Below are 17,391 nucleotides of genomic sequence, written 5' to 3'. Positions count from 1 at the left end.
GGGTACTAGGCAAAAAGCTGGGTTGGTTTATAGACTATTGTTTATAGAGTGGTGCGGGGTGGTGAACCTTTCCTTGGCTGCGTTCTGTAATGATGTAAAAGCGTAAAAATGTGAATCTGTAAAATGAAGCGGAGGATTTGTGCTTTGTGTGGGCTTTTATCATGGCATGGAATGTGGTGAGAAGGATTGGGGGAAAGTGTCTTCGTGAATGGAGGAGAAAGTTGGGATGAAGAGTGCTGTTGAAGTGCGTTTTCTGGAGAAGAGTGTGTGGGGAATGGCTGTGAACAGATTGCAGAGCTGATGTGTAAAGAGATGTGAAGAGAGAAAAATCGTGGTGGGCGTTTATATTCTATGCGGAGCTTAACAATTATAGTTGCATCTATATTTGTATGGGGGATATCCGTGAAATGGGTGTGAGAAGCATTGAGAGGTGTTTTTTTTAATAAGTGGGTGAATGAGCAATACAATGAAAGCCTATTTAGAGGGGAAATCCTATTTAGAGGGAATTCTATTTAGAGGGAATTCTATTTAGAGGGAATTCTATTTAGGGGGAATTCTATTTAGGCGGAAGCCCATTTAGAGGGATGCCTATTTAGGGGAAATCCTATTTTAGCTCTTGTTGTTTTAGACATTGTGTTTTGTATGAGGGGCATTTTGCAGGAAAGGTGTTTTGAGGGATGTGGCTCCCTTAAAGAAAAACACAAAAGTATCAAAAGAAAAATATAAAAACTTGACAAGGTAAATGTAAAAAGGTATCATAATGATACAATCGGAATTGTGCGTTTAAATCAGAAGAGATCTCTTGATAAAATTCTGTGAGAGGGGTGGGGATGTTTTTCCAAGGTTTTGGTGTTTTTATCCTATTTTGAAGTTTGATCCTATGATGTCGTAAACCGGTGCCGTAAACCGTTTTTTGAGATGTGGTGATATCAGTCAGGCAAGGCTTTAGGTAGAGGGGGATATTGGCAACGGATGTCGATTGATGCGCTTTTGCCTAATCAGAAATTAACCACTGTCTAATCAGAAATTAACCACAAAATTGCTTTTTGTTTTTTCGGCTGGAGCTCTCTAAAGTTTTTTAAAAGGGCGTATTCTTTTTCGCTGGTGGTATCTTGATCGTGGTGTAAGGCATGTTCTTTTGTGGGAATATCTGCTGTTAAAAGGTCCGCATAAAAAAAGTTCATAGGAACCTCTAGTTTTTTAGCAATTTCGAGCAAACACCCCGCGCTTACACGATTTAAACCTTTTTCATATTTTTGGATTTGTTGGAAACTGACACCTAAATGGCTTCCTAATTCCTTTTGAGAAAGTCCCATTGAAATGCGTCTGTGACGGATTCTTTTACCTATTGAAATGTCATTAAAATGTGAATTTTTAGTTTGCACTTCAAGCTCCCCTCCGGTTGCGAGCGCCCTCGCATGAGTATTCCGGGAGTTTGAAAGCACTGAGCTCAGCCAGCCTTTTGCTTTTAGTGCTGACAAGCACTTGGACATAGCAAAAGCTCCCGGAATTCCGGGATACCCGCAAAGCGGGATAAATTTATGTACTGAGCGTTCGGGCTTTCAAATCCCTATTTGACCGTTGCGTGGACGATCAAAAACACAGATCAATTCATAAGGCAATTTCAGAAGATTGGCAAGAAAAATCAAAATAATTTCAAAGACTATAAGATTGGGTACTTTTTAAAAAAGTGCGAAATCTGGATTTTTAGTTTGCACTTCAAGCTCCCCTCCGGTTGCGAGCGCCCTCGCATTGGTATTCCGGGAGTAGTAAAGTACTGAGCTCTAGTCAGCATTTTTGCTTTTAGTGCTTATCACACCTGGACATAGCAAAAACTCCCGGAATCCCGGGACACCCACAAAGTGGGTTCATTCTTACGCTAGAGCTTAGGGCTTTACTATCCCTTATTGATCGTTGCGTGGACGATCAAAATATCCTTTGAGTGATAAAGTAATTTCAAGGGATTGGCAAGAACAATTAAAAGATTTGCTATACGGTTATAGTGTAAAATAGGGATGTTTGGGGGCGGTAATCTGATGTTAGTAGGGGAATTTATTGGGTAAAAGGTTGGATGATAGTTTAAAACCGGTGCGGGGTGGAAGCTTTATTCAGCAGAGGAAAATTTGCTTTTTGAAGTCGAATTGTAGATCAGAGCTTATCTGGCGTGTTTGATGAAACACCATTCTTTGAAGTGTGGGATAGCTATATGAAATAATCAGCAGGGGAATCTGATAGACGAGACATCAGCTTGTTGCAGACCCGTGTTTACAGAACGGTGCGGGGTAGTGATTTGAGCGTTTCGTTTGGCTGCGTTCTGTAATGATGTAAAAGCGTAAAAATGTGAATCTGTAAAATTATGCGGAGGATTTGGGCTTTATGTGGGCTCTTATCTTTTTGGGTGTGTCCCATTTTTTTTTAATTGTTGAATGCTTGGCAAATTTTGTTGCTGATTTTTATGTCATTTTTTGTGTTTGAGGTTTTGGTTTCTCTTTAGTTGGAAGGAACATGATGATGGTAGATGAACATTGTCTTCCCTTACGTCGAAGAGGGCGGAAAAAAGGGGCTTTAAATAAAACAACAAAGCGATTTAATGAAGCTCTTTTGACAGCGGCGGAGCAGGCTGGATATCACTATGGTGAAGATGGGCTGGTGTCTTATCTTCAGTATCATGCGTTGAATAATCCTGTTCCTTTTTTTTCGCTGCTGGCAAAAGTGTTGCCTCTTCAGGGGGCTGGAGAAGGGCAGGTTAAAACAGTTTCGCGTATTGAGATTGTACCAGTGAATGCAAAAAATAGCGAACCGGAGAAGTGTGATACTTCGATAACTAAGGTTTGAAGAAGGAGCTGTGATGTTTGGGCATTTACTGGAGAGCAGAATATTTCGGTGGGAGATATTGGGGCTTCCTATGTCGATATGCCGGCTTTTATGGGCGATGACAGAGGGGCGTGTGCTGAAGAGGTGATACCCGAGAGGTACAATGCTTAGGGGGTGTGGTTGTTATCTACTGTTTTGGATTTTTGTGAAGGTTTGGTCTTTTCTCGTTATTGAAGGTGTGGAGATATCAAAAACAGTTTCGCGGATTGAGATTGTGCCAGTGAATGCAAAAAATAGCGAACCGGAGAAGCTTGATCCTTTGGTCACTGAGGCTTGAAGCTACGAGAAAATGTTGGGTTGGGCACATGATGTTTAAGGGATATTGTCTTTGAACGGGGATGCTAGATGTTTGTCTGAAAGCTTATGATTGAAATTGCGGTGAGGGGCGTGTGCTTTAGGCGTGTGAGCTGTGACGTTGTTGGGCTTTGGTTGGGGGGAAGCATGAGGACGTGGACTGGAGGAGACTTCGGTGCATATGGTGTTTTTTGGGGGTACATGGCGTCTGGGGTGGTCTGTTTGAAGAGGGGCCGGCAAGATGCTTTTATGGCGATGCGTGAGGGGCGCGATACCTGAAAGATGTTGGGGAGTGCTTGATGATATTTGCTGTTTTGGACATCTGGTGAAGATTTGGTTTTTTCTCGTTATTGAAGGTGTGGAGATATCAAAAACAGTTTCGCGTATTGAGATTGTACCAGTGAATGCAAAAAATAGTGAACCGGAGAAGCATGATACCTCGATAACTGAGGCTTGTGATATTGAAAAATGTTAGGCTGAGGTGGGTGATGTGGGGTGATGTCTTGCAAGGGGGCTGCTTTGGTGATTGCCTATCTTGAGGGGATTGAAGCGGAGGCTATCGTGTTTGTGGGCGCTCGTGATATTGGGAAGGGGCTTTGGTGAATGATGCCGTAAGGGCCCCCGTGTGCTGGAGGGAATTTGGTGCAGGGTATTTGTGTGGTGGATATGGAACAGTGTTTTGATGGGGGAGGGGCATGAAACTTGAGAGAAGTGTTATGCTTGCGGGATGCATGTGTTTTGGTGGGGGTATCTTGGGGGATAAAGTGTGAGGATTGGTGATGCTTGAGAGGCATGATATTGGAGGATGTTGGGCTTTGGATATGCCTGAGAGCCATGTGCTGAGGCTATGATTTGGTTGGGGGGATACCTTGCTTGTGGTTGGGGGATGACAGGCGCGGTGTTTGAGGGGGTGGGGCTTTTGTGCCTTGGGGGCTTGGGGCGCATAGGTGGGGTCAAGGGGATCTCATGCAAAAAAGTGAAATTTATTGAATATTAGGATGAAGAAAAGATAAAGCGCTGCTTTTGAGAAGGGCGTTTTTCGTTCAATTGCTCTTTTCGTTCAATTGCTCTGGGATCATTAAACTTGGGATAAGCAAAAGGGTGCAGCGCAATTATTGCTAAAGTATGAAAATTTATAATGACAACTGTTCAGAAAATTTCTCAAAAAATTGAGCAGAAAACGGCTCAAGTGGCTCTTATTCCAAAGCTTATTCCTGTTTTTACTGGAAAAGCAGATGTGCGAGCCGCTTGGGGAGGACGGGGTTCTGGAAAAACACGTTCTTTTGCTTTGATGTCGGCTGTGGTGGGATATCGCCATGGAATGGCTGGAGAACGCGGGATTATTCTTTGTGCAAGGCAATTTCAAAATTCTCTTAATGAAAGTTCTTTGGAGGAAATTAAACGCGCTATCGAGTCTTATCCTTTTTTACAAGACTATTATGAAATCGGCGATAAATATATTAAGTCAAAAGATGGACGGATTGTCTATGTGTTTGCTGGGCTTGATCGCAATATCGCAAGTATTAAATCAATGGGACGCGTTTTCCTTTGTTGGGTCGATGAAGCCGAGCCCGTGACAGAAACTGCTTGGCAAACACTTATTCCAACTTTGCGCGAAGAAGGAAAAGATTGGAATGCAGAATTATGGGTCACATGGAACCCATGCCATGAAAATGCAGCCGTGGAAAAACGTTTCCGAAATGTCGATAATCCTCATATCAAAGGGGTGGAAATCAATTGGCGTGATAATCCGCAATTTCCTGAAAAACTCAATCGTGATCGAATGGACGATTTGCAGCAAAGACCAGAGCAGTATAACCATATTTGGGAAGGCGAATATCTCCAAGCTGTCCAAGGGGCTTATTATCAGAAATGCCTGCTGGAAGCCGAAATGGAAGGGCGGATTACCACTGTTCCACGGGATCCTTTGATGCAGGTGAGAATCTTTTGGGATATCGGGGGAACAGGAGCAAAGGCCGATGCTACCGCATTGTGGGTGGCGCAATTTGTTGGACGTGAAATCCGAGTGCTCGATTATTATGAAGCCCAAGGACAACCTCTCTCAGAGCATGTGGGCTGGGTTTTTCAAAGGGGATATGAAAAGGCTCTTATGGTTTTGCCTCATGATGGCGCAACAAAAGATCGTGTCTATAATGTGAGTTTTGAAAGTGCCCTTCAACAAGCCGGTTTTCAAACCAAAATAATTCCTAACCAAGGAACAGGCGCTGTGAAAATGCGTATCGAAGCCGTAAGGCGGTTGTTTCCTGCACTATGGTTTAATCGTGAAACGACATGTGCGGGCAGAAAAGCGCTTGCTTGGTATCATGAAAAGCGCGACGAACAGCGCAATATCGGACTAGGGGCTGAACATGATTGGGCTAGCCATGGGGCCGATGCCTTTGGACTGATGTGTGTGGCTTATGAACAACCAAATGCTAAAGCGCGAAAAAAACCTTATCGCTCGTTTCACCATTCTCAAACTTCATGGATGGCTTTTTAATGAATAGTTCTACAGATTCTTCTTTTAATCAAATCGAAACGCTTGAAAATCAAGCTCTCTTTAAAAAACTCGTGGGTTGGTATCAGGATGATATTGATCATGTCGAAAAATGGCGAAAAAATGCCCAGGAAGATTACGATTTTTATAATGGACGGCAATGGAATGAGCAAGACTTGGCTGTCTTGCACGAACAAAACAGACCGGTGATGACTTTTAACCGTATTGCGCCTTTAATTAATGCCGTGATTGGGGCTGAGCGCAATAATAAAAGGCAAGTGCAATTTATTCCACGACAAGAAGGCGCAGCCTTTGCTAATCAGATTCTGACAGGAGCAGCCGAATGGTTTCGCGATGAAGCCGATGGCGAATACGAAGATTCCGATGCTTTTCAAGATGCAATTATTTGCGGTATGGGCTGGACAGATACACGCCTTGATTATGAACAAGATCCCCAAGGAAAACCAATCATTGCGCGGTTGGATCCTATGAAAATGGTGTGGGATGCAAGTGCTGTTAAGTCTAATCTCATTGATGCTCAACGCTTATGGTATATCGATGAAAAACCTCTTGCCGTAGCGCAGGAAATGTTTCCAAATGTTCATTGGAGTGATCTTCATGCGGATTGGGTGAAACATCAGAGCTTTTTACAGCCAACCAGCAATGGGATGACACAAAGTTATCAGTCCGAGAGGGGGTATCAAGGAGAAGAGGGGAGCGGCTATCAACGTCCTAAAATGGTGACATTGGCAGAATGTCGCTGGTTTGAACGCGAGGTGGTTTATAAAGTCCTTGAGCCTCAAAGTGGAAGGTTTGTCGATTATTCAGAGCAGGATTTCCAAAATTTAAGCAAAACCTTTCCTCATGTTCAAGCAACAAGGTTGAACAGAAAAATTGTCAAACGGGCATTTTTAGGTAGAAAGCTGCTTGAAGCGCCTGATAAGCCCTTGGTTCCACCCAATCAATTGGGATGGGAGTGTATTACCGGTACTTTTGATAAGTTAAGTCGGCAATTTTACGGAATTGTGCGCCCTACAAAAGATCCGCAACGGTGGGCAAACAAATATTTTAGTCAAGTAATGCACTTGCTCAATAGCCAATCAAAAGGCGGCATTATGGCAGAACGCGATGCTTTTGATGATGATCGACAAGCCGTCGAGAGTTGGGCTAGAGCTGATAGTATTACTTGGTTAAAAAGTGGGGCTGTGTCTGGCGGAAGAATCCAACCTAAACCCGTGGCGCAATTTCCGCAAGGTTTTTTTCAATTGTTTAATGAAGCAAAGAGTGCTCTCGAACAGGTGACGGGGTTGTCTTCTGAATTTATTGGGACGCGAGCTGTCAATCAGCCTGGCATTCTTGAACAACAACGGCGACAATCGTCACTTAATCTTTTGGCTTCCTTTTTTGATGGGTTGCGTCGATATCGGCAACGACAGGGAAAAATTATTCTCTATCTTATTCAAAATTATCTCTCCGATGGGCGGTTGGTGCGTATTGCTGGTGATGAAAATGCCCAGTATGTGCCGCTGACACGCGAAATGGTGACAAGCTTGGAATATGATATTGTCGTGGATGATGCGCCAACAAGTCTTAATGAAAAAGAGCGTACTTTTGCACTGATCATGCAATTGCTTCCTTTGATGCAAAATTTTACAACGCCTGAGATTATGCTCGATCTTTTACGCTATTCGCCTTTACCGGCTTCACTTATTCATAAAATTGCGATAAAGGCGCAAAACTCTTTTCAAGAAGAGCAAAATGCCTCAGCGCAGATGGGGGATAATGTGGGGACAGAGCAGATAATGCAGATGTTGCAGACAGCAAAGGCTCAACAATAGGACGCTTTGTCATGCGCGACTTCTGATAAATTCCATCTACCAGAAATTGCTTATCGATACAATTTCCATAGCGTAATGTCGTCTTCCTTTATCTTCGAAGAGCTGTTTTATGAGACTATCCCTGTTGGGGGAAAACAGGAGAACGAGGGAGTCTTGCCGTTATGTGGGGTGAACTTGGTGGGGCATGGTGGGCGCAGAATGAGCTTATCGATTTTCGTAGTGCATGGGCTCCCTTTTCCCAAAAGAACTGTTTTATAGGGCTGGATTGTTGGGAAAAGTAGGGTGGAGAGGGAGTCTTGCCGTTATGTGGGGTGAACTTGGTGGGGCATGGTGGGCGCAGAATGGGCTTATCGATTTTCGTAGTGCATGGGCTCCCTTTTCTTAAAAGACCTGTTTTGTAGGGCAGGACTGTTGGGAAAAGTAGGGTGGAGAGGGAGGCTTGCTGTCATGTGGGGTGGAGAGCATTGGGGAGAATGCTGGTGCTAAATGATGAGAGAGCATTGAGGGGATAAGTGCTTATGGGGCTGTTTTATCTGAAAAATTTGATTTTATTGTTTAAAAAAAGAGAAGGCTAATGTCATGGATCAAGAACACTTAACGCCGGCAGAACAAAACCAATTGAAACAAGATTTTCTGGTCTCAACACAAGAGGGAGAAAATGGTGAAATTGCAAGAGAAGAAAAAACTCTTGAAGATAATTTTCAAGGGCAAGTGCATCAACAACAGTACTCTTCGCAAAAGGCTGGAAAAGAGGTTCAAGGGGGAGAAGATGTTCCACCAGATCCGCAAAAAGACTTTATGGGCTATATGCAATGGTTGGGAAAAACACTCCAAAAACAAGGGCTTGTACATGAAAAACAACAGCCTTCTCTTGCTCGCGAAGCAGAACAGTTGCATGCATTTTTTCAGCAGTCTGTTGCCAGTGTTAAACAAAAGCATCATGATTTTGATCAAGCAGCTGATTTTATTTATGAAACGCGGGCTAAACAGTTGGCAGCTTGTGCTTCGCTCTATCCTGAGATGGCAGATCCCCAAAATATTGATGCGATAATTGGTGATGAGTTGAAGCAGATCTTGCGCGATTGTGCGCAAAAAAATCAAAATCCGGCTGAAGTGATTTACTCTATTGCACAAAAAATTGGCTACACAAATGTTCCCAATAACATGGGTGAAAATTTACAGGAAAGACACAATTCTGCACGTACTCTTGCTGCTTATAACGGCTTGACGCCAAATGGGCCGATTTCTTTGGATATGCTTGATAAAATGTCAGAAGCAGAGTTTAGCGCTTGGGTTACTGATCCTAAAAATAAAGCCGCTTTTAATCGTTTAATGGGGGGAAGAGAATTTTAAAAACAAGAATGTGGCAGGTGTTTTTTGCGGGAATGTTAAGAGGCTTTTGGCGCAGAAGAATGCGGGAGTGTTTTTTGCGGGGAACGTTAAGAGGCTTTTAGCGCAGGAGAATGCGGGGGAGTGTTTTTTGCGGGAATGTTAAGAGGCTTTTGGCGCAGAAGAATGCGGGGGGATTTCTCAAACACGGATGTGGTGAGGAGAGCTCTTATAAGGAGGAGGCAGACGCTAACAGAAATTAGATAAAACTCACAAACAACCTATTCACCATTTGAAATGAAATGTGGTGTTTTAACAACCGGCGCTTTGCCGGGTTTTTTATGTCAATAAAACTTTTAGAGGACAAAATGACTGTAACTTATATCGGACTTAATGACCCAATGGCAGTGCGCACATGGTCTAAATTACTAAACCAAGAAGTCTCAAAAGCACTTCCAATTGCGCCGTTGATTGGAAATGATTCAAACAGTATCGTACAATTAAAAGATGAAACTACGAAAGCAAGTGGGGATGCTATTAGCTTTAATTTGCGTGTGCAGTTGCTAGGCGATGGGGTAAGCGAAGGGCAGACATTGGAAGGCAATGAAGAAGCTTTACAGTTTCTCAATGATCGCTTGGCAATTAATGAACTCGTTCATGCTGTGCGTGTCAAAAATGAGGGAACGATTGATCAACAACGAATTCTCCATGATTTGCGCACCGAGGCAAAAAATGGTTTGGTTGATTGGTATGCAGATCGTCTGAGTATGATGTTCTTCATTCAAGTTTGCGGGTATACCGCAAAAACAATTAACTTTGAAGGACGCACGATTACCCTTAAACCAGTTCATTATGGGTTTAATGCGCCAACGGCACCAACCAATAAACGTGTGGTACGTCCTAATGATAAAGCAAAAGATGAGGACTTAAAAGAAGACGATGTTTTTGATCTCAGCTTGATTGATAAAGCAGTTGAACGGGCTAAATTGGCAAATCCTAAAATTAGACCTGTGCGGATCGATGGGGAAAATGTTTATGTGCTTTATCTTCATCCAACCCAAGTGACACAATTGCGAACCAATACTGATGCGGGGCAATGGCTCGACATTACTAAGGCAATCTATAGTGGAAGTCGTATCAAAAATCCGCTCTATGATGGGTCTTTGGGCATGTATAATGGTGTGGTTTTGCGCGAAGCTGAACATATTACCGAAGGGGTCGAAGCTGGAACCGCTAACAAAGCTGTACCAAATGTGCGGCGGGCTGTTCTGCTTGGTGCGCAGAGTGCTGTGATTGCTTTTGGTAAAGATCGAGGAGCAACACGCTATAAATTGGTGGAAGAACTCTTCGACTATGAAAGAGAATTCGGGGTCGCAGCAAAAACCATTATCGGTATGAAAAAAACTTGCTTTACCTTGCCAGGAAGTACGCAAGGGGCTCAGGATTTTGGCACTATCGTCATCCCAACTTATGGAGCGCCAGCTTAAAGCGAACGCTTGCTCTCTTCCCCCAACAAGAGGGATCTGTTGGGGGAAAAATTTAAAATGCTTCCAGAAACAAGGACAGGCTTATGACCACTTTATCCACTGATCCCCAAAATCTAAACCTTACACATTCAGACCATTCTAAAACTTTTGCTTATATGGTCGCGCTTATTCAAGATGAAATTGACGATACAACAGCGGAATATTCCCTGCAAATTCAAGATTCAATTTTTACGGCTTTGCGTTTGTGTGAACGCGAACCCTTTTTCTTTAATGAAAAAAGAGAAAGGACGTTTAAAACACAAAGTGGTAAAACATGGTATGGGCAAGAAGAGGGGGTTTTTATTGAAGCAGAAAAGAGTTTGGAGGGTGTCTTTTTAGTAACAAAGAGTGCAACACCAACAAAGTTGTTCTTTAAGCCCTTGGAAGTGTTGCATCAACAATATGGTATGCATCCTGCGCTAGGAACGCCATTCTTTTATACCTACCTTGATCAAAAAATAGGACTCTTTCCAACACCAGAACATGTGGAAACTGTACAGCTTTCTTATGCTCTTGTTCATTTTGCTGATGAACAGCTGAAAGAGGATGATAACCCTTGGTTGATTTATGCTTTTGATCTTATTAAAGCACGGGCAAAATATGAACTTTATAAAAATATTCTTAAAGATCCTGAATATGCCGCCGTTTCTTTCAGAGATTTTCAAGAACAGCTTCAAGCTTTGCGCATTGAAACATCGCGCCGAAAAGGTTCTTCAAAGATTCGCCCAATGCGTTTTTAAAAAGTTCATTTCAAATCGTTTATGGCTGGCGTTGAAGGTTGGTTTGGCACTGGTGGCTGGTTTGTCACTTATGGCTGGATTTGCGCGTTGGTGTTGATGGTGAAGGGCTGGTGGATGGCGTTGGGGTGGCCATTATTTATGGTATCGTTTTTTTTTGGTGCGTTAAACAACCTAAGGTTGTTTATTTTGTTGAATTTTATGCCTTTAGAGTTTTAAGGGCTTTTGTGGTTTTTTATCCATAAGCCTTGGTATTTTGAATGGCACTGAGCTTTTCAAAGATTTTATGGGGGCTTTTGATGGCTCTTTCCCCCGTCATTGTGGGGGGTGATTGCGGGCAGTTGATTTTGGTTTGGCGCTGGTGGATGGCGTTGGGGTGGCTATTATTGATGGTATCGTTTTTTTTGGTGCATTAAACAACTTTAGGTTGTTTATTTTGTTGAATTTTATGCCTTTAGAGTTTTAAGGGCTTTTGTGGTTTTTTATCAATAAGCCTTGGTGTTTTGAATGGCACTGGGCTCTTCAAAGATTTTATGGGGGTCTTGATGGCTTTTTTCCCAATCGCTGATTATCGACCCGATGTGGCGGATATCAATGGAATTTTTACCGATGAACTTGTTAATGTGCTCCCGGCGGATGGCTCCTATATCCCTATGCCAAGTTTTGAACCTTTATCAGAGCCTTGTCCGGAGCCAATCTTAGGCACTCTTGCGGTTAAAACAAAAAATGGGGTTTCTATTATTGTCGGGACAAGAGAAAAAATCTACTTGCTTGATAATACAACAATGAACTGGAAAGATATTAGCCAAAAAGGAAAACCTTATCTGGCTAATGTTGATGCTCCGTGGTCTTTTGCTTTGTTTGGTGATTTTATCATTGCGGTGAATGCCAATGATAAACCACAAGTGATTGATATTAATCATGATAAAACATTTAGAAATTTAGGAGGAAATCCACCACAGGCAGGGATTGTTCGAATCTGGGGAGATTTCGTTTGTTTGATGAAATTAACCGAAAATCCAAGACGGGTTCATTGGTCTGGATTAAATGATGCTGAATTTTGGACCGTGGGAAAAAAAAGTTGTGATTATCAAGATTTTCCTGATGGCGGATTCGTCCAAGGGGCAACGGAGACAACAAATCCAATTATCTTTATGCGTTCTGCAATCTATGCTGGTTCTTTTATTCCTGGCTCTAAGATTATTTTTAGTTTCCAAAAAATCCACGATAAACGAGGCGCAAAAAATGCTGAATCAATTGTTTGTAGAGGCGATTTAGCATTCTTTGCCGATGAGGGCGGGTTTTATCAAATAACAAATGAGGGACAGATTATACCCATTGGGTTCGAAAAAGTCGATCGAACGATGACCGCAAAATCAAGGAAGGATAATCTGTACACTCTGTCTGCTGCTATCGATGGGGTGTATAATCGTGTTTATTGGATGGTTGATTCTGATGAGAACCTTCATAAACGTATCTTGCTCATTTATGATTGGGGATTGCAAAAATGGACAAAAGCTCTCGTCGATATCAAAATGATATTGCCTATTTTCTTAGCCGGAACAACCCTAGAAGGTCTTGATTTTGTGACTAAGAATATTGACGATTTGTCCTTTTCTCTCGATAGTAAAGCTTGGAAAAATGAATCGCCTATTCTGGGGGCATTTGATCAACAGGGGAGACTGGGTTCGTTTTCTGGGGGTCCTATGGCTTGTGTCGTGACATCACAAGAAATGGGGCAGACAAATGGCATGATAACACGGGTGAAAAATATTATGCCTCAAGTCAATAGTGGAAAGTTTTATTTGTCTGTGGGAATGCGCTTTCGACAATCTCTTGAAGAGGAAACTGTTTGGTTGCCAGAAAAACAGCCCTCTTATAATACTGGACAAATTCACTGTCGTGCAAGGGCACGGTTTTATCGCTTTAAATTGCGTATTCCTGAAGGGGTGAATTGGACTCATGTCACTGGATTTGATGTGGAATTGACGCGGGCCGGCATGCGATAGGCATGCCCTTTTGTAATACCATGCGATAGGCTCAAGCCTCTATTATTAAAGAACAAATGCCCCATAGGCTTCCCAAACCTTTATAAACAAAGGCACAATGCGATAAGCTGTGTCTTTATAATATGAAGAACAAGGTGGTGCGTTATGTTTCATGCTTTTCTGCGATAAAGGAAAAATAGGCTGCACCATGGTTTATTTTTATAAAGAAAAAAGTTCCCTCTTTGTTGTGACAAAGGGATGATGGGGCTTTTTTTCTTTTATTGTGCGGGGGGCATGGAATGCGTGAAATGCGTAGGGGGATGTTATTTGAGGGGAGATGAGTGACAAAGCTAAAAGAGCTAAAATTATGATGCTTGAGAGTCAAGGTTTATATTCTGCTCATCTGACAGAGCAGTGGCCATGGGGAAAAATAGCTCCCTATCAAGAGGCACTCAATGCTGCATTGAAAAAATATGCGCAGCGCTTTCCGGATGATGTTTGTCTGGAAAAAATTGCTGAAGAAATCGCTACAGGACAAGCACAATTGTGGCTGGTCTTAAAAAATAAAATCCAATTTAGTGCTTTTGCAATTACCAAAGTTGAAATAACCCATACGGGAAAAAAATGCGTCGTTCTCTCAGATCTTGCGGGAGAGGGAGGGCTGAAATTGGTCAAGTTGATTGATGAAGTCGAAAAATGGGCGCGAACAATTAATGCTGAAGAAATGCACATGTTTGGAAGAACTGGATGGGCGAAAAAGCTCGCTCATCACGGATATTCTCGTAATCTTATTCAATATAGAAAGGTTCTGAACCCATGAGTAGAAAAACCACACCTCAAGTGCAGACAACAACACAAACAAATGCTCCACCTGCTTGGGCGGCTGATATTCTTAAACAAGCCAGTGCTGATGCACTTGGACTTTATAATAAAGGAATTGGCGGAAACGTTTATCAGGGAGACAGAGTCGCTGGTCTTAGCAATATGACAAAAAATGCGCTGACCGGTTTACAACAAGCAGCAGGGCTCTATAACAATCCAACGGTAACGCAATGGTTGAATGCCCCAACCAACAGCGCTACAAATCTTTCCGGTATGGCTAAGGGAAGCTGGATTGGAAGCAATAGCAAATTTAATACCGCATTGCAAAATGCTCTGAATAAAACGTCCGATGCAATTAATCAATCGATGTCGGGAGCAGGACGTTATGGTTCTGGGGCTCATACTGGTGTGCTGGCCGATGAGTTAGGCGCCTTGGCAACAAATGCTGCAGCACAGCAATATAATCAAGATATTAACAATATGATGAATGCCAACCAGATGATTGATCGCTCTCAGAATGATCAAGTTAATGCGGCAAATAGCTATTATCAAGGACAGAGTAACGTGCAAAGCAATGCTTTGAAAGGGGGTATGATTCAAGATATAAACCGCCAAAATGTCTTAGATGCTGAACGCCAAAAATGGTCAGAAAAAGATAATCAAGATTGGAATCGCTTAGAACGCTTGTTACAGGTAGGAACACAGGCTGCTGGAAATTACGGAACGACTTCAGGAAAATCCACGACAATGCCTTCTGTGACAAAAGATCCATTGCGTGATGCGCAGCAAGTACTTGGATTGGTCGGAGGAATTTTAGGGCTTTGTGATGTGAGAGCAAAAGAAAATATTATCCCTGTGGGGCAGAAAAAGGGATATCCACTTTATACCTTTAATTATAAGGGAAATCCACAACGTTATCAGGGCGTTATGGCGCAAGACGTGTTGCGTGTGAACCCTGAAGCTGTTTATGTCAATGCGAAAACAAAGTTATTGCATGTTGATTATGACAAAATAGGCCTGAAAATGGAAAAAATGAAAATGGAGAAAATGCCGGCATCTAAAAATAAAGTTGCGGCTTTCTTTTCTTCATTTTTTGCTCGTTTTCCCTTTTTGAAAAAAGAGTATCTTCTATGAGTTCAATTTATGATTGGTCAATTGTTGCATCAGAAAATGCTTATGCCGATGAAAGTATAAACTGGGCAGAAGGGCAACCGCCAAGCACAGTCAATGATAGTGCTCGCGCTATGATGCAACGCATCAAAGAATATTTGTTGGATAATGGGGGCGGGATTGAAACACAGTTTACTGTCGATGTGAAAAATGAGAGAACGTCACTTCGTTTGGCAACAAAGTCTTTTTTTGAGACTTATATGGATGGCATTGTTGTGCGCTTTAAAGCACAAGGCGTCAACAGAGGAATAACAAATATTTCTTTAAATCAATTGCCGCCAAGACCAACTTATATGGCAACGCCAGAGGGTATTATGCCTTTAAAGGGCGGGGAAATTCAAAAGGGGGGGCTTTATGAGATCGTCTATACGCGTGATATTGCCGGAAAAAATGCTGATGGCTGGTTTTTAACCAATCCTACTATAAAACTTCCTGAAATTCCGCCCTTTCCTCCTTTGCCTGAAACTTTTTCTTCTGGATTTATTGGGACTTTTGCTACAGAAAAAATACCCTCTGGATGGTTACTGTGTGATGGTAAAGAATATTCGCGAAGGAACTATGCTAATCTCTTTGCTGTTTTGGGAGAAACATGGGGAAAAGGAGACGGGAGAACAACATTCAATGTTCCCGATTTGCGTGGAATGTTTTTACGGGGGCTCGATAGTGGAAAAGAAATTGATAAAGGACGTCGCTTGGGAAGTCGACAAGAAGAGTCTTTTAAATCTCATACCCATGAAGGAAAAACAGATTCAACAGGTAACCACCAGCATAGTTATCCAATGATTGAAAAGGTAGTTTGGGATATGAATCACGGTGAATATTATAGAAATCTGGCTCAAATTTACAATAAAAATTTGTTGACAGGTCCTGCGGGAGAGCATGAACATAAGGTCTTGTTGCAAAAAACAGGGGGAGATGAAACACGTCCTGTCAATGTGGCGGTGGTTTATGCTGTCAAAGCCTGAGAATGAAAGCTGTGTGAGAGAAAGATAAAAATGCTTGCAAAATGTTTGTTATGAAAAAAGTCTTATTGAATATAAAGTCTTATAGAATATATTGTGCAGAAAGTTTTGAGGCGCTTTAGAAAAAAAACTCAACTCTCTTTATTCTTTTATTTTTTGTGCTGCCTTTGTTGGATGCCTAAAGGTGAGTTTACCTATTGTTCTTTAGAGGATCAAGACAGTGATTATTAAAGGTAGGGAAAGAACAAAAAAAATTTCTTTATTCATGGCGTTTTTTGCTGAGGAATAAAGATTTTATCCCAAATGCCTCTCTCTTGTGGTATCGTGATCCATTGTTTCAAGTGCTGGGTTTAAACCGCTGCTGTGCGATGACAAAAAGCCCCTAGATAATTTTATCCTATTATAGCGTAAATACCGTCATTAAAACACTATTATTGAAGCTGGTGATATCAGTAAGATAGCTTAAAGTATTTAATACATTAGCAACTGTTCTGGGGAGGATTTGCTTGGTTAAGTATTATGCAAGTGAATCATATAAATAATGAGCAGATATGGAGCTCCTTCAGAGGAGTTGGATTGTTTACAAACCGATGTGGGGCTAAAACCTTTGTCCTTTGAGGGTGGTGGAAAGAGGTCAACGGATATGTTTATTTAAAGCGAGAAAAAGCAAAATGGAGCACTCCCTTTTTTGGCAAAGCGTGTAGGAAAAAAGCCACTCTTTGTTTTCAAAATGGGTGCACTGTTGGCAAGAGCAGCAGGTTGGCGATGCGTTGTAGTACATGGTGAGGCATTGAACTCTCTGAGATGGCATTTTGTGCTTATCAGGAAACTTCTTGAAACGGGATGAGAGTGATACGAGAAAAATCTATAAGACAATAGTTTGTTCCGTTGTGTTGTAAAATACCATTGTTTGAGATGTGGTTAAAATTTTATGCATGGGGTGTTTTTCATCTGTGCGTATTCCTAACGCAGCATTTTTTTGTAGAATAACTCTGGACAGGGGATACATTACAAGGATGCATTTGAAGGGGGAAGCCAAGTCAAATCTGTTAGATAAGAAGCCAGATTGTTTACAAACCATTGTTTATTGATTGGCATTATTTAAAGACCGGTGTGGGCTTTGTCATTTTGGGAAAGGTTGATACAGCATGCAAGGTGATCAAACATTTTTCTCTGATTATCAGGTGATAAAGTCAACATTTTAGGTGGAAAACAGAGTATAATCTAAAAAAATACCTTGTAAAAATTTTCGATGAGGAAATTTTTTTTAAAGCCTTTCATATGGTTTTCTGAGGTTTTCTGAGGTTTTCTGAGGTTTTCTGAGGTTTTCTGAGGTTTTCTGAGGTTTTCTGAG

Annotated in this window: 16 protein-coding genes; 15 read left to right on the top strand and 1 reads right to left on the bottom strand. The window is 41.9% G+C overall.

Annotated elements, in window-relative coordinates; all coding sequences use genetic code 11:
* Window positions 1–1,016: 1,016 nt before the first annotated feature.
* Window positions 1,017–1,385: a helix-turn-helix domain-containing protein gene (locus tag ACFIMS_RS02385; RefSeq protein ID WP_375638512.1), complete on the bottom strand. Its 369-nt coding sequence runs from the start codon at window positions 1,383–1,385 to the stop codon at window positions 1,017–1,019.
* Between the two features lie 1,123 nt (window positions 1,386–2,508).
* Here ACFIMS_RS02385 and ACFIMS_RS02380 point away from each other — a divergent pair.
* From ACFIMS_RS02380 to ACFIMS_RS02310, 15 genes are all read left to right on the top strand, one after another.
* Window positions 2,509–2,835, top strand: a complete 327-nt coding sequence (locus ACFIMS_RS02380; protein ID WP_375638511.1) for a hypothetical protein — start codon at window positions 2,509–2,511, stop codon at window positions 2,833–2,835.
* A gap of 184 nt (window positions 2,836–3,019) precedes the next feature.
* Window positions 3,020–3,151 carry a hypothetical protein gene (locus tag ACFIMS_RS02375; RefSeq protein WP_375638505.1) on the top strand — a complete coding sequence of 44 codons (132 nt, stop codon included), beginning with the start codon at window positions 3,020–3,022 and terminating at the stop codon, window positions 3,149–3,151.
* A gap of 164 nt (window positions 3,152–3,315) precedes the next feature.
* Window positions 3,316–3,447 (top strand): hypothetical protein, encoded by a 132-nt coding sequence (locus tag ACFIMS_RS02370; protein ID WP_375611677.1) that lies wholly within the window; start codon window positions 3,316–3,318, stop codon window positions 3,445–3,447.
* Between the two features lie 13 nt (window positions 3,448–3,460).
* On the top strand, window positions 3,461–3,643 hold the full coding sequence (locus ACFIMS_RS02365) for a hypothetical protein (RefSeq protein WP_375621465.1): 183 nt from the start codon (window positions 3,461–3,463) through the stop codon (window positions 3,641–3,643).
* 663 nt (window positions 3,644–4,306) lie between these two features.
* Entirely contained in the window at window positions 4,307–5,668 is a 1,362-nt protein-coding gene (locus tag ACFIMS_RS02360) for a PBSX family phage terminase large subunit (RefSeq protein WP_375638503.1), read from the top strand.
* Window positions 5,653–7,503 carry a portal protein gene (locus tag ACFIMS_RS02355; protein ID WP_375696354.1) on the top strand — a complete coding sequence of 617 codons (1,851 nt, stop codon included), beginning with the start codon at window positions 5,653–5,655 and terminating at the stop codon, window positions 7,501–7,503. Before ACFIMS_RS02360 ends, ACFIMS_RS02355 begins: the two co-directional genes overlap by 16 nt.
* Window positions 7,504–8,082: 579 nt before the next feature.
* On the top strand, window positions 8,083–8,856 hold the full coding sequence (locus ACFIMS_RS02350) for a hypothetical protein (protein ID WP_375611681.1): 774 nt from the start codon (window positions 8,083–8,085) through the stop codon (window positions 8,854–8,856).
* Between the two features lie 344 nt (window positions 8,857–9,200).
* Entirely contained in the window at window positions 9,201–10,319 is a 1,119-nt protein-coding gene (locus ACFIMS_RS02345; RefSeq protein ID WP_273791303.1) for a N4-gp56 family major capsid protein, read from the top strand.
* An 83-nt stretch (window positions 10,320–10,402) separates the two neighbouring features.
* Window positions 10,403–11,098, top strand: a complete 696-nt coding sequence (locus ACFIMS_RS02340; protein WP_375682444.1) for a hypothetical protein — start codon at window positions 10,403–10,405, stop codon at window positions 11,096–11,098.
* Window positions 11,099–11,119: 21 nt separating this feature from the next.
* Window positions 11,120–11,314 (top strand): hypothetical protein, encoded by a 195-nt coding sequence (locus ACFIMS_RS02335; RefSeq protein WP_375681381.1) that lies wholly within the window; start codon window positions 11,120–11,122, stop codon window positions 11,312–11,314.
* A 112-nt stretch (window positions 11,315–11,426) separates the two neighbouring features.
* Entirely contained in the window at window positions 11,427–11,561 is a 135-nt protein-coding gene (locus ACFIMS_RS02330; protein WP_375692306.1) for a hypothetical protein, read from the top strand.
* A 79-nt stretch (window positions 11,562–11,640) separates the two neighbouring features.
* Complete coding sequence (locus tag ACFIMS_RS02325; RefSeq protein WP_375681951.1) at window positions 11,641–13,104, top strand: hypothetical protein; 1,464 nt, start codon at window positions 11,641–11,643, stop codon at window positions 13,102–13,104.
* Window positions 13,105–13,420: 316 nt separating this feature from the next.
* Entirely contained in the window at window positions 13,421–13,903 is a 483-nt protein-coding gene (locus tag ACFIMS_RS02320) for a hypothetical protein (RefSeq protein ID WP_375696353.1), read from the top strand.
* Window positions 13,900–15,039: a tail fiber domain-containing protein gene (locus ACFIMS_RS02315; protein WP_375696352.1), complete on the top strand. Its 1,140-nt coding sequence runs from the start codon at window positions 13,900–13,902 to the stop codon at window positions 15,037–15,039. Before ACFIMS_RS02320 ends, ACFIMS_RS02315 begins: the two co-directional genes overlap by 4 nt.
* The gene (locus ACFIMS_RS02310; protein WP_375696351.1) at window positions 15,036–16,040 is read left to right on the top strand and encodes a phage tail protein; all 1,005 of its coding nucleotides are present in this window, start codon (window positions 15,036–15,038) and stop codon (window positions 16,038–16,040) included. The genes ACFIMS_RS02315 and ACFIMS_RS02310 overlap by 4 nt, the downstream gene beginning before the upstream one ends.
* Window positions 16,041–17,391: the final 1,351 nt, after the last annotated feature.

Source organism: Bartonella sp. AP331QHHD (assembly GCF_042195905.1).
GTDB lineage: Bacteria > Pseudomonadota > Alphaproteobacteria > Rhizobiales > Rhizobiaceae > Bartonella.
This window is presented reverse-complemented; position numbering and strand designations above follow the sequence as displayed.